Below are 13,510 nucleotides of genomic sequence, written 5' to 3' on the forward strand. Positions count from 1 at the left end.
CTTAACATACTAAAAAGCGGGGATTAACCTGCAAATGCGTCTTGCAGCGGTGGCACTACCTGCTTTTTGCGACTAAGTACGCCGTCCAACCATACCTGAGAGTCAGCGACTTGTTCGCCGTAGGCTCTTTCGATGATACCTTCGTCAGCGGAAGCGATGAGCATTTGCGAGCCTTCGTTCATGATGTCGGTGAGCAACAACAGCACACTGTGGCGGCTGCCCTCTTCTTTAAGCTTAGCAAGATCAGCATGTAATTCGGCTTTTATGTTGTCAAATACCGCCAGGTCGATAACCTCTAACTGACCGATGCCCACTAGGTTGCCATTCATATTGAAGTCTTTAAAGTCACGCATGACCAAATCACGCACTGGCGTGCCTTCAACGGCTGATTTAACCTTGAACATTTCCATGCCGAGCTCTTTGGCATCGTCAACACCAGCGATCTCTGCAAGGGCCTCAACACACTTGATATCGGCGGTGGTGCAAGTCGGTGACTTGAAAATCACCGTGTCACTTAAAATAGCGCACATCATCAAACCAGCGATATCTTTTGGAATATCGACGCCGTAGAAGTCATACATCATTTTAATGATGGTGTTTGAGCAGCCGACCGGGCGAATCCAACATTCAAGCGGTGTGGATGTGGTTAAATCGCCTAGTTTGTGGTGATCGACCACGCCGACTACAGTCGCTTGGTCAATATCATCAGGGGCTTGAGTTTTCTCGGTGTGGTCAACAATATACACCTCTTCCCCAGCGTAGCTCATTTTCAGTTCTGGCGCTTCGAAGCCAAAACGGTCAAGGATGAACTGGGTTTCCGGTGATACCTCGCCTAAACGCGTTGGGATCGCCTCTTCACCAATTTGATTTTTTAAGTACGCCAGTGCAATTGCACCGCAGATCGAATCAGAATCAGGGATCTTGTGTCCCACTACATACATTGCCATATCGACTCTCCTAAATATTTTGCCGTTATTGTAGCAATAATTTTTAGCTCTGCGGTAGCGGCAAATGGGCTGCTTGGGCACGACTTTTTGGTTACACTGGGAGGATTAATTTCTATAGGGCATAAACCATGGCTGCAATTAAACTTTCGCGCAAAGGGTGGAATAACTTAATTATTTTCGCCATGTTGATTATGATCTTTGTGTTCAATGGCTTACATCATAGGCTTGGTGGCGATGATGAACCTAAAGGACCGCAACCCTTGTTACCAGCGCAGAGTTATATTCTTACTTTAGAATATCCCGGCATAAAAATTGAGCGTATTGGCACCAGCTGGCGTATGCAACAGGACAGCGATGCGGCGCAACCAAGCGCTGACATTCAAACGCTAGAAGCTAATGTTCGCGCTTGGCAACAACAAAGAGCGCCGTTAGCTGAGCCGCTTGGCGGAGCGCCTCTTTTAGCCGCAACCTTAACGCTTGCAGGAGAGCCAACCCCCTATGTTTATGTGCTCTATAAAGACCAGCAGCACTATCGATTATTTAACAAGCAACAGCAGCGCTGGTATAGCTTAACGACACATCAAGCGCAACAGCTGTTTATACAATTAGCGAGTAACTAACTTATGCCTGAGCTTCCCGAAGTCGAAGTAAGCCGTTTAGGCATTGCCCCTCACATTGAGGGGCAAACCATTACCCAAGTAAATGTTCATCAACCGCAACTGCGTTGGCCGGTGAGCGAACAGGTCTATGCCCTTGCGGGTAAAGTCATTACCCAGGTAAGCCGTCGTGCAAAATATTTGCTGTTGCACTGCGATGAGGGAGCGGTGATTTTACACCTGGGTATGTCCGGACATTTGCGGGTTGTTGATAGCAACACGGCGTTAAAAAAGCACGATCATATTGAGTTTCAGTTTGCGAACGGCCTGAGTTTGCGCCTTAATGACTCGCGCCGCTTTGGCGCATGTCTGTGGCAGCCTCTGGACAGTGTGCACTCGGTATTCCAAAAATTAGGGCCAGAGCCACTGACCGCTGACTTTGATGCGCAGTGGCTGTTTGCGCGCTCTCGTAACAAAAAGCAACCCATTAAGCAATTTATTATGGATAACCAGGTGGTGGTTGGAGTCGGTAATATCTATGCCAATGAATCTTTGTTCAAAGCCGGGATTCACCCTAAACGCGAAGCCGGGAAAGTCAGTCTTGCACGCTATCAAAAGCTCACACCGTTAATAAAGGAGACCCTCGCGGCGGCGATTGAGCAGGGGGGCACGACATTAAAAGATTTCTCCCAAAGCGATGGTAAACCCGGTTACTTTGCGCAGCAATTATTAGTCTATGGCCGTAAAGGGGAGCCTTGTACAAGTTGTGCGACTACGCTGACGGAAATACGTTTGGGCGGGCGCTCAACGGTTTACTGTAAAAAGTGTCAGCGCTGAGGTGGGCGGCCAAGGGATCTCCTTGGCCAATTGATTTTGCTACAGCTCGAAGGGAGCAACACCGACGCCAGCTATTTTGTAGCCGGTTTTTGCGATTTCACCGCTCCAGCTATCAGCTTGCATGACCCCGGTCACCACTATCGCGTCATAGAGGCTATCGATCGGAACACCATTTTTCATGGTCACATGCACAATTTGATTCGGTGGTGGTGGCGGAACATGGATACACGCGCCAAAATAAGGCACTAAGAGAAACTCAGTTATGGACTCGTTGTCTCCCTCTAAAGGCACCACAAAGCCGGGAAGACTTACGGTTTTGCCATTGTATTTTTGTACCACTGGGGCATCTAAATTTGGCTGCACCCAGTTTTGCTCACTGCCTTCGTGGCTTGATGAATTATTGCGTGTATCGACGGCAACATGACCTTCTGGCACCAGGTCTTCCCAAAAAATCTCCAGGGGCTCATTGGCCATTGCCGAGCCTGTCAAAGCGGTGCTCAAAAGCACCAAACTTGCGTAAATAAACTTCATAAATATCCTAGGTTTTAATGCTCATACCATCGTTTAGCGAGTAGAAATAAGCGCGTGCTGCCGGCAGTATACCGACAATCCAGCCAGCGATAATGATACCTGCGACTAAGCTCAGTTCATAGCCTGACAAAGGAGTGATATTCAAGCTAATGCCGGCATGAGCTTGCAGTAAAGACTGACTGGCCCACATGGCCGCGTAAAATAAGCCACACCCCAAGGCGGTACCAATAACGCTGATCAGCACGGCTTCCATACTCATTAAGGAAAAAATATGCCACGGCTTGGCGCCCACAGAACGTAAAATAGCGAGCTCCCGGCGCCGTTGCGACAGGTTTGCCAGCAAGGTGGTAAGCATTCCTAGCAGACTGACACTGACCACCACCAAGGAAAACAACAGCAAGATTTTTTCCACGATGGCAAGCATTTCCCAGAGTTGACTCAGGGTTACGGTGGGCATAATCGCCATTAATGGCTCAGGCTGATATTGGTTGATATTGTGACGTACTTGTAAGCTGTATAGTGGGCTGTCGAAGCCAAGTAAAAAGGCGCTAATCTGCTTCGGTGTACCGACTAAATCTGCTGGCGATGCGTGTTTATGCCCATGGTGTTGGTCATGTTCATGGTGTTCGCTTGGGTGAGTAGTATGCTCATCGTGCTCGTGCTCGTGCTCGTGCTCGTGCGAGTCGGGCGCTTGAGCGCTGCCATGCATCAGCGCAATTGCTTTTAACGGCACATGCACCGATTTATCGACCGGGGTGCCGGTCGGCGCCAGTATACCAACGATGGTCAGAGGGTTATCATCATGTTGGTGGAAGCTGGTGTTGCCCATGCCATGAGCAACGACAATGTTGTCGCCAAGTTGATAGCCCAATGAGCGAGCAACGTCAGCGCCAAGCACGACATCGTTTACGCCGGCAAAAGCGTGGCCTTGGGCAAAGCGCAAGGGCTGCTTCTTAGCATAGCGAAAGTGCTCAAAATAACTTAAGTCGGTGCCGATTACTGCAAAGCCCTTGTGGGCATCACCGAGCGACAGTGGAATACTCCAAGCAACGCCGGGCTTACTACTAATGGCTTGATAGCTTTGCCAGCTAACGCCATTGTTCATATGGCCAATGCGAAACACTGAAGCTAGCAATAGTTGGATATCGCCGGTACGTGCGCCAACAATCAAGTCGGTGCCCGAGATGGTATTGGCGAAGCTTGATTTGGCATCCACGCGCACTCGTTCAATACTCAACAGCATCATAACGCTAATGGCAATGGTCAAGACACTGAGTAACACGCTGGCCTTACGGTTAAATAAGCTTTTGCTGGCGAGTTTTAGCAAAATCATGACGCCACTCCTGCAAGCTGATTAACTTCACTTAGGCTCACCACCTTGGAGAACAGCGGCGCGAGGGACTTTTCATGGCTCACAAACACCACCGTGGCGCCGGTCTTGTCGGTTTGCTCGAACAGCAACTCGATAAACGCCTTGCGGTTGTCCTCATCAAGGGCAGAGGTGGGTTCATCGGCGATGATCACTTCGGGCTCACCAATGACCGCTCGCGCTGCGCCTACTCGTTGCTGCTGACCGATACTCAAGGTATTAACCGCTTGATGATGATGGCTCGCATCTAAACCGAGCTGAGTAAGCAAGGTGGCTGCCAGTTCGTTCATTGCCATACCGGCGCGTTGCGCTCGTTGGCGGCGAACAGCGGAAAAAGCCAGGGCCAAGGTGACATTGTCGATAGGGCTAAGGTAGGGCAGTAAATTAAAGTTTTGAAAAATATAGCCAAGGTGATCGGCACGAAACTGGTCGCGTTTGGCGCTGCTCAGGGCGCTGAGATTGGTATCGGCAATGCGAATGTGCCCGCGTTGCGGGGTTTGGATCCCCGCCAGTAACGACAGGAGCGTTGATTTACCGGTGCCGCTGGGGCCGTGTAAAAAAACATGCTCACCTTTTTTTATGTGCAACGAGTCTATTGCTAGAGTGGGCGTGTGGTGTTCACCATGCCAAGAAAACCATAGCTTTTCTATTTCAATCATCACGTTCAATACCGCTGACTTGCAATTGTTGTTACTGTATCACAGTCATGTTTTAGGGCCAGCGCAATGCGATCAATGGCCCGTTACCAACGCCAATATGCCAATTTTTTACGCATCTTAAACTGGCGCAGCAAGTTAAGGGGCTTGGCTTTTAGCTCAGCGCCGTCACTGATAATTAAATCATTAGTTGCCGCCAATACGCGCTCACTTGAGCGACCATCTTGATAGGGATGCAGTTGCTGGCAGAAAGACTCGATATTAGCCATTAACTCAGGCGGTCGGGTCAGCGCTTGGTCTATTGCCGCTTCAACCTGCGTCGCATCGGTTACATTGAGAAGGTGCGCTGCAGGGGCTTGATTATTAAAAGTAACCACCGGGCGACGCAGTAATAAAAACATCAGTAGAATCGAAGAAGTATCACAGAGCATCACGTCCGCTGCTTGCAACAGGGGAATAACATTGTCAGTTTCAACAAAGCTGAGACTGTCATTTTGCATGGCTTTATATTGCGCCACGATATCTGCACTCATCTTCGGGTGGAACTGCACTAAAATACGGTATTTACCGCTATCGCGAAGCTCTTTAATGCGCTCAACCAACACTGGGGCCAGTGACAAGCGCTTGGAAAAGGTTGAACAAATCAATAAAGTCGGGCGCGAGTCATTGCTGCTAAAAGGGTTATTAGATGTGGGACTAAACAGTGGGTCGAGCATTGACCAACCCGTTTCGCGGACACGAAAAAAACCATGTTGCTTGGCTAACTGGGTAAAGGGCTCAGTGGTATTTGGGCCTTGAGTACAGTACAAATCAAAGCAACCACGAATGGTGAAATGGTCGTTTTTGCCGCGACTATTTAACTTGCCCGCGTCAAAGCCATGAAACACAGCGACCTTCTTACCGGGAAAAAAGGTGGGCATGATATTCGCTGGTGCAAACGCTGCGTGAGGCTGCCACTGACGAATCGCATCAACGGTTGATAACTGAGATTCGTCCGCAGCTAGGAAATCAGGGTTAACTTCATCGCCTTGTAAAAACCACTTTACTTCGCCGCCGTGAGCGCGGATAACCTGTTGTAAAGGGCGTAAGATCGCATAGGAGTAATTTTGCGAAATATACATAAGGTATCGCTTGCCCTGAGTGCTGCTCGCTAAATCCACCGTCGTGCCCCTATAGCAAAAAGATGTTGTTTAGTTTACCGCAATATTAACTTTAAATGACAGGTACAAGGGCTAACCAGTGCCAAGAATAAAAAAGATAGGACAAAAGTCCGCTTTGTTGCGGCGATTATCTTTATCTTCGCTGCCAGCTGAACTATCATAGCGCGCTCACAGCCTCGGTCGGTGTATCGAAATTAGCCCTTGTTTGGAGTAACCATGAGCAACTACAAAGTCTTAGATGTAAACGATGATCTACCTATTCGCACTCAAGGTCCGGTGCACAGCGGCAAAGTGCGTTCCGTTTACTGGTTAACCGAGCAAGACAGTGCTCGCTTAATTGCAGAGAAAGGGTATGCGGTGCCACAGGGGACCGAGTTGGCAATTATGGTTATCTCCGATCGGATCTCGGCGTTTGATTGTATTTGGCAAGGTGAGCAGGGCTTAAACGGCATTCCAGGCAAGGGCATTGCACTGAATGCTGTGGCTGCGCACTGGTTTAAACAATTTGATGCCGCTAGACTTGCTGGCAACCATATTGTGGATATTCCACACCCATACGTATGGATTGTGCGTAAAGCCAAAACAGTAAAAGTGGAAGCCATTGCTCGTCAATATATCACTGGTAGCATGTGGCGTGACTACGCCAAAGGCATCCGCTCTTTCTGCGGCATCGACCTACCTGAGGGGCTCACCGCGAACCAAAAGTTAGACGAAGTGCTGATCACGCCATCGACCAAGGGCATTATTGAGGGGCTAGATGACGTGCCAGCCGTGGATGATGTAAACATCACGCGCAAAAACATCACCGATAACCTAGATGCATTCAACTTTAGCTCAGCAGCTGATGTGGCAAAGTATGAGCACTTATTGGTGCAAGGATTTAATGTGATCAGCGCTGAGCTGGCGAAGTTAGATCAAATCTTTGTCGATACTAAGTTCGAATTTGGTTACGTCGAAGACATGCAGGGCAATGAGCAGTTAATCTACATTGATGAGGTAGGTACGCCAGACTCTTCACGTATTTGGGATGGTCCCGCATACCGCGATGGTAAAATTATTGAAAACTCCAAAGAGGGTTTTCGCCAGCTGCTTATCAATAATGTACCCGACAGCGATGTGTTGCTAAATAAAGAGCGCATGGCTGAGCGTGAGCAACTCGCCCAAGACTATAAGTTGCCGGTTGAAGTAATGATGCAAGTGTCTGACACTTACGTTGGCATTGCTAGTAAAATCATTGGCGAGTCACTGCAAATTCCTACCGACCCGCGCAGTGAAATTATAGCGGTGCTCAAGGAGCAATATCAGCTTATTGATTAGTCCTATTCGGGTTACAAAGTATGCCGCCATAACGATATTGGCGGCATTTTTATAGGTAGTCAGGGTACAATTAGGCAAACAATTCGGTTTTTTAGTATGATGGGCGAATGTTTTTTCCGCTTTGCACCGTTGTATGAAGGTTTTTTTCGACGTTTTACACCTGTACTACTTGCCTCAATATTTACCTGTTATCGATGAGCTTAATCAACGTGGTGCACAGACCGTGGTGGTGCTTTATAAGCAAGAAGACACGGCGCTCAATGCGGCCGCAGAATATGCAATAAAGGCTCATAACTTAAATGCGCATTGGCTGCAAAGTGAATCACAAGCTCTCGCGTTTTATCGTCAATGCGGCGCTGATTGGGTTATATTTGGTAAGGCTTTCGCGGCTATTGTAGAGCTAAATAGCATAGTAAAAACGGCGTTGATGCAGCACGGCATTGGCCCCAAGGCGTGTTACTATGATGCCTCGAATAATGCAACTTCAGTGCGCTTTGTTGAAGGTCAGCACCGTTTGAACCGCTTACACACACTCTATCCAGACTCGACGTTTATTGACACTGGATACGCCAAGTTAGACCCATTATTGAGTCAACCACAGTATCCGTTACCAAGCCATGAAGATTTTGGCCTTGATGCCAGCAAGCCCACGGTGCTTTACGCTCCGACTTTTTATCCAAGCTCGCTGGAGCGACTGCCTAAAAACTGGCTGGCAAACCTGACATACTGCAATGTAATTATTAAGCCGCATTATTTTTCGCAAACAAAAGACAAATATCAAAAGCATCAACGCTTATTACAGCGATGGCAGCAGTATGAGCATGTGTATGTGAGTCAACTGGAAGAGTTTAATTTAGTCCCTTTTATGGCGCTCGCTGATGTCTTGGTGTCGGATGCGTCGTCGGCTATCTTTGAATTCTTTGCGTTGGGCAAGCCGGTAGTGTGGTGCAACTTCTACAAGCTCAGATGGTCTTACCGAGGGCCTTTTGCGTACCGCTTTAAAGCGCGTTTAGACGATGATATCTCCTACTTTGAGCCGCTGTGCTTTAAAGCAGATAGCCCTTCTGATGTGATAAGGGCCATTGAAGAGGCGTTACATCAGCCACAAAAATTTCATAACCAACAAAACCAAACCACGATAGAACGCCTAGCAGGGAGGCTTGACGGCAACAGTGCGAAGAGAATAGTAAGCTACCTATATGACAACTAAAATAATAACGTTCGGTACTTTTGATGTATTTCATGTCGGCCATGTCAATATCCTAGAACGTGCCGCAGCGCTTGGCGACGAGCTGATCGTGGGGGTATCTTCCGATGCCCTTAATATACGAAAAAAAGGCCGCGCTCCAGTTTATGCGCAAGCAGATCGTATGAATATCATTGCCGCGTTAAAGTGTGTATCCGATGTGTTCTTAGAGCAGTCTTTAGAACTCAAGCGCCATTATATTGAAACCTACAATGCGGATATGCTAGTGATGGGCGATGATTGGCAAGGTAAGTTCGATGACCTCAAAGAGGTATGTGAGGTCGTCTACTTACCCCGTACTCCCTCTATTTCTACTACAGAGATAATTGAGGTGGTGCGCCAGCCAGAGTTCTGCTAACGTCAAAGTCCACTTGCAAGCGCAAAAGGTGCTATCGACATGGAACAACAGATATCAGTGGCTGAATTGGCATCAAAGCTAGATGAGCCCAAGTTGATAATTTTCGATGCCGGCATGGTGTTACCGGGTAAGTCGGGTGGTTACTCGCCAGCGGCGGTGATCCGAGGTGCTCGACGATTTGATATAAAATCGGCGTTGGCGGATCACAACAGCCCTTGGCCAAATATGCTATGCAGCGCCGAGCAATTCGAGCATGAAATGCGCATTGCTGGCGTCAATATCGACTCCGAAGTTGTTGTTTATGACGATCAAGGATTGTTTAGCGCCGCACGCGCGTGGTGGATGTTCAAAGCCTTTGGCTTTGATAATGTTAAAGTATTACGCGCAGGCCTACCTGCTTGGCGCAGTGCTGAGTTACCGGTACAACAAGGTTGGAGTGAGCCGCCAGCCCAAGGTAACTTTGTGGCGCAGCCACGAGCAGGCTACTTTATTGATGCTGAGCAAGTGCTCACGAGTATAGACCAGCGCTATACTTTATTACTGGATGCACGCCCGGCGCCACGCTTTGATGGTACTGCAGAAGAGCCCCGTGAAGGCATGCGCAGCGGACACATTCCGCACTGTGCTAACTTGCCGTATGCGCGGTTAATTAAAGACGGCGCCTTATTAGACGTTGCGGCATTGCAGCAGTGCTTTAATGACTTGGTTGCCCCAGATGTGCAGCAGTTACAATTTAGCTGTGGCTCCGGGATCACCGCTTGCATCCTTGCGCTTGCTGCCTATGAATGCGGCTATCGGAACCTACAAGTGTATGACGGCTCCTGGAGTGAATGGGGCGCCCGCCATGACTTACCAATAGAAAAGTAAAAAAGGCACCCTAGGGTGCCTTTATGTTATTGGTGATAGCTTAAGCAGGTTTCTACTTCGTCTTTCGAGCCGAGAATCACCGCGACACGCTGGTGAATTTGCTGCGGCTCTACTTCCATAATCCGCTGCTCGCCCGTACTTGCCAAACCTCCAGCTTGTTCAATCAGCATAGCCATCGGGTTGGCTTCATAAAGGAGGCGAAGTTTGTAAGGCTTGTCGGGGTTTTTAGTATCGGCCGGATAGGTAAACAGGCCGCCGCGACAGAGCACGCGATGGACATCGCCGACCATGGCGGCTATCCAGCGCATATTAAAGTTTTTGCCACGTGGGCCGCTCTTACCGGCAAGTAAATCGGCAATGTATTGCTGCATCGGCGCTTGCCAATGCCGTTGGTTAGAGGCATTAATTGCGAATTCTTGGGTCTGTGCTGGCACTGAAGCAAAATCTTGCGTTAGCAAGAAGCTGCCGTGGGTTCTATCTAAGGTGAAAAGGCGAGTGCCCTTACCTGTGGTGAGCGCCAGCATCGTTGATGGACCATATAAAACATAACCTGCCGCGACCTGCTGCTCACCTTTTTGTAGGAAAATGGCTGGATCGCTGGCATCGGCTTCTTTAGGTACGCGCATCACCGAGAAAATGGTGCCTACTAGGGAATTAATATCAGTATTAGAAGAACCATCAAGCGGGTCAAAGGCAACAATGTAGTCGGCCTCAGGGTTACCAGCTACGGTCCCCTCTTCCTCTTCAGAGGCGATGGCTTTAACGTAACCTGACTCCAACAAGATATCTTTGAGGAGTTGGTTCGATAACACGTCTAACTTCTTTTGTGTTTCACCTTGAATATTCTCGTCTAAGGTGGAGCCAAGTACGCCAGAAAGAGCACCTTGACTGACTCGGAAAGAAATCTCCTTACACGCGGCCAAAATGGTGCGAATAAGGGAGATAAGATCGCGTGGGCAACCGTCTTCTAGCAATACCGGAGGGAGTCTGCGCATGCTGTTTTGTTCCTTAGTCTGTTGGGCCTAAGCGGCTGAAAATGTGAGAGAGTACCGCTCAGAATACGCTGTTTATTTATCGTGTTGCGGTTGTAGATTGGCGCCGAGCGGATATACTCAATGGCGATAATTTCTACACTCTACAAACGATACCAATAACAAAGTGAGAACCATGGTGAAACCGCAGATACTACGAATCGCACTGTTCCTCTTGTTGCTGCCTATGATAACCCAAGCGCACGCAGCAATTAAGTCTATCAGCCAGTTTACTCAAAATATGAGCAAGTATCCTGGTTATTTCACGTTTTACTATGCCAATGATGAAGGCAAACTGTACTTGGAAGTAGATAAACTTAAACAGCCGTTTTTGTTGCAACAAAGCTTACCTTATGGTGTCGGTTCGAACGATATTGGTTTAGATCGCGGTCAGTTGGGCAATACCTACTTGGCGCAGTTTGAGCGTATGGGCAACAAGGTGATGTTACGAGCCCTGAATAGTTATTACCGAGCCTCTAGCAGTAATCAGGCGGAGCAGCAAAGCGTGCGTGAAGCGTTCGCCTCAAGCATTCTCTACGGGTTTGAAATTAAAGCGCTCACCGATACTCGGGTGGTGATTGATTATACTCCCTACCTGCTGAGTGATGTACATGGCGTGAGCCGCACTTTAGCGGCGCGTAAGCAAGGCCACTTTAACTTAGACACCTCACGTAGCGCCGTGCACATGCCGCGCAGTAAGTCTTTTGTGAACAATACCGAGCTGGAAGCGGTGCTAACGTTTAGTGGCACTAAGCCTGGTGAATACGTAAAGCAAGCCAGTGCTGACCCTTATGCGCTGACGGTGCATATGCATCATTCATTGATTGCATTGCCAGACGACAATTATCAACCGCGCGAGTTTCACCCGCAGTCGGGTTATTGGAGTATCGAGCATAAAGACTATTCGGCGCCACTGGGGGAGAGCATGTATGTGCGCTATATCCCGCGCCATCGACTGGAGAAAAAACACCCGAATAAAGCACTGAGTGAAGCTGTTAAGCCGATCGTTTACTACCTTGACCCCGGGGTGCCTGAGCCGGTGCGCACAGCATTACTCGATGGTGCCAAGTGGTGGAACACTGCCTTTGAAAAGGCGGGCTACAAAAATGCCTTCCAAGTGAAAATGTTACCCGAGCATGCCGACCCTATGGATGTGCGCTATAACGTGATTCAGTGGGTCCATCGCGCCACGAGGGGCTGGTCTTATGGTGGCTCAGTGATTGACCCGCGTACCGGAGAGATTATCAAAGGTCATGTAACCTTGGGATCGCTGCGCGTACGCCAAGACATTTTAATAGCCGAAGCCTTGGCTGCCCCTTATAAAAAGGGTGATGAGGTGACCGAGAAGCTACAAGCCATGGCGCTCGATCGCATCCGTCAACTCAGTGCGCATGAAATAGGCCACACCTTAGGGATCGCTCATAACTTTGCCGCCTCAAGCCGTGCCCGAGCCTCGGTTATGGATTATCCGCACCCGTTAGTGGCGCTCAATCAGCAAGGTCAGTTAGATACCACCAAGGGCTATGCCAAAGGCATGGGGCTGTGGGATGAGCAAGTAATTAAATATGGCTACAGTGATTTTCGTGGCCAGGACGAAGCCGAACAGTTGCATGCTATTTTGGCGCAAAATCGTGAATTGGGGTTAGAGTTTATCTCTGATCGCGATGCCCGAGCTCAAGGCGGCGCCCACCCCAGCGGTCACCTATGGGATAATGGTGAAGACCCGGCCGCTGAGCTACAACGTGTAATGCAAGTGCGCAAACAGGCACTGGCGCGATTTGGTATCGAGAATGTCAAAGCGGGCACCTCCTTATCGCAGCTGGAGGAAGTGTTAGTGCCCTTGTATCTATTTCACCGCTATCAAGTTGAGGCGGCGGTGAAGTTAGTCGGGGGCGTTGATTACAGTTATGAAGTGCGCAGTGCGCAACCGGTGCAAGGAACCCAAGTCGTTGCTCGAGAGCGCCAACAAAGTGCGTTTCAAGCGCTATTGGCAACTCTCGATGCGCAGCAGTTAGTGTTACCCGAGAGTGTGGTGGCGTTGATCCCGCCGAAAGCCTATGGCGAATACCCAACCCGTGAAAGTGTAAAAGGGCGTACCGGGATCACCCTTGATGCCATGGCGCTTCCTGAGGTGGCGGCAAATCATACATTAGCACTGCTGTTTCACCCTGAACGCCTGAATCGCCTTGCCCAACAAGGGGCCCGTAGCGAGCAAGCGTTTGGGCTCGATAACTTACTTGAGCAGTTTGTTGCCCGCATCTTTGATAATGAGCATCCCAGCGCGATGGCGGCGAAAGTGCAACATCGCATTCAATGGTTGAGTGCTCAGCATTTTGTTAATTTAGTCAGTAGCGACAAAGTGGCACCTGAAGTCCAAGCTCAATTTAAGTACTACTTGCGGCAAATTGCTGATGACTACCAACAAGACAAGCTGCTGGGCAGCGTGAGTAGTGGCGAGAGTGCCTTTAAACAACACTTGGCCGATGCCATTAACCAATTCCTGGAGCGCGGTCAGTGGCCGCAAAGCTTTAAACCTTTACCTATGCCGCCGGGTTCACCTATCTAAGTTATTTTGGCATCATATAGAGCCGCTCA

The 13,510-nt window shown here is 49.1% G+C and carries 13 protein-coding genes; 7 read left to right on the forward strand and 6 right to left on the reverse strand.

Translation table 11 applies throughout. The features are described from left to right. Positions 1–23 precede the first annotated feature (23 nt). On the reverse strand, positions 24–947 hold the full coding sequence (locus MHM93_RS04020) for a manganese-dependent inorganic pyrophosphatase (protein ID WP_045979250.1): 924 nt from the start codon (positions 945–947) through the stop codon (positions 24–26). Between the two features lie 128 nt (positions 948–1,075). Between MHM93_RS04020 and MHM93_RS04025 the strand changes: the two genes are divergently transcribed. Both MHM93_RS04025 and mutM read left to right on the forward strand, forming a co-directional pair. Further along, the gene (locus MHM93_RS04025; protein WP_022943342.1) at positions 1,076–1,567 is read left to right on the forward strand and encodes a hypothetical protein; all 492 of its coding nucleotides are present in this window, start codon (positions 1,076–1,078) and stop codon (positions 1,565–1,567) included. Positions 1,568–1,570: 3 nt separating this feature from the next. Beyond that, entirely contained in the window at positions 1,571–2,380 is an 810-nt protein-coding gene (mutM, locus tag MHM93_RS04030; protein WP_239448138.1) for a bifunctional DNA-formamidopyrimidine glycosylase/DNA-(apurinic or apyrimidinic site) lyase, read from the forward strand. A 39-nt stretch (positions 2,381–2,419) separates the two neighbouring features. Here mutM and MHM93_RS04035 read toward each other — a convergent pair whose 3' ends face one another. The 4 genes from MHM93_RS04035 to MHM93_RS04050 all read right to left on the reverse strand — a co-directional run bounded on the left by MHM93_RS04035 (position 2,420) and on the right by MHM93_RS04050 (position 6,057). Then, complete coding sequence (locus MHM93_RS04035) at positions 2,420–2,911, reverse strand: DUF3299 domain-containing protein (RefSeq protein ID WP_022943344.1); 492 nt, start codon at positions 2,909–2,911, stop codon at positions 2,420–2,422. Between the two features lie 7 nt (positions 2,912–2,918). Then, entirely contained in the window at positions 2,919–4,244 is a 1,326-nt protein-coding gene (locus MHM93_RS04040) for an ABC transporter permease (protein ID WP_239448139.1), read from the reverse strand. Next, positions 4,241–4,939, reverse strand: coding sequence for an ABC transporter ATP-binding protein (locus MHM93_RS04045; RefSeq protein ID WP_239448207.1), 699 nt, complete (start codon positions 4,937–4,939; stop codon positions 4,241–4,243). The genes MHM93_RS04040 and MHM93_RS04045 overlap by 4 nt, the downstream gene beginning before the upstream one ends. A gap of 83 nt (positions 4,940–5,022) precedes the next feature. Next, the gene (locus tag MHM93_RS04050) at positions 5,023–6,057 is read right to left on the reverse strand and encodes a CDP-glycerol glycerophosphotransferase family protein (RefSeq protein WP_239448140.1); all 1,035 of its coding nucleotides are present in this window, start codon (positions 6,055–6,057) and stop codon (positions 5,023–5,025) included. A gap of 255 nt (positions 6,058–6,312) precedes the next feature. On the opposite strand from MHM93_RS04050, the gene MHM93_RS04055 reads away from it, so the two are divergent. From MHM93_RS04055 to MHM93_RS04070, 4 genes are all read left to right on the forward strand, one after another. Further along, entirely contained in the window at positions 6,313–7,413 is a 1,101-nt protein-coding gene (locus tag MHM93_RS04055; RefSeq protein ID WP_239448141.1) for a phosphoribosylaminoimidazolesuccinocarboxamide synthase, read from the forward strand. Between the two features lie 133 nt (positions 7,414–7,546). Further along, on the forward strand, positions 7,547–8,623 hold the full coding sequence (locus MHM93_RS04060) for a CDP-glycerol glycerophosphotransferase family protein (RefSeq protein ID WP_239448142.1): 1,077 nt from the start codon (positions 7,547–7,549) through the stop codon (positions 8,621–8,623). Continuing rightward, positions 8,613–9,017 (forward strand): adenylyltransferase/cytidyltransferase family protein, encoded by a 405-nt coding sequence (locus MHM93_RS04065; protein WP_239448143.1) that lies wholly within the window; start codon positions 8,613–8,615, stop codon positions 9,015–9,017. The genes MHM93_RS04060 and MHM93_RS04065 overlap by 11 nt, the downstream gene beginning before the upstream one ends. A 39-nt stretch (positions 9,018–9,056) precedes the next feature. Further along, the gene (locus tag MHM93_RS04070) at positions 9,057–9,884 is read left to right on the forward strand and encodes a rhodanese-like domain-containing protein (protein WP_239448144.1); all 828 of its coding nucleotides are present in this window, start codon (positions 9,057–9,059) and stop codon (positions 9,882–9,884) included. 26 nt (positions 9,885–9,910) lie between these two features. Here the strand turns inward: MHM93_RS04070 and MHM93_RS04075 are convergent, their stop codons facing one another. Beyond that, entirely contained in the window at positions 9,911–10,879 is a 969-nt protein-coding gene (locus MHM93_RS04075; protein ID WP_053909782.1) for a class 1 fructose-bisphosphatase, read from the reverse strand. A 172-nt stretch (positions 10,880–11,051) separates the two neighbouring features. Here MHM93_RS04075 and MHM93_RS04080 point away from each other — a divergent pair, with 172 nt between their 5' ends. Further along, on the forward strand, positions 11,052–13,481 hold the full coding sequence (locus MHM93_RS04080) for a zinc-dependent metalloprotease (protein WP_239448145.1): 2,430 nt from the start codon (positions 11,052–11,054) through the stop codon (positions 13,479–13,481). Positions 13,482–13,510: the final 29 nt, after the last annotated feature.

The organism is Pseudoalteromonas sp. MM17-2 (assembly GCF_022347945.1).
Lineage (GTDB): Bacteria > Pseudomonadota > Gammaproteobacteria > Enterobacterales > Alteromonadaceae > Pseudoalteromonas > Pseudoalteromonas ruthenica.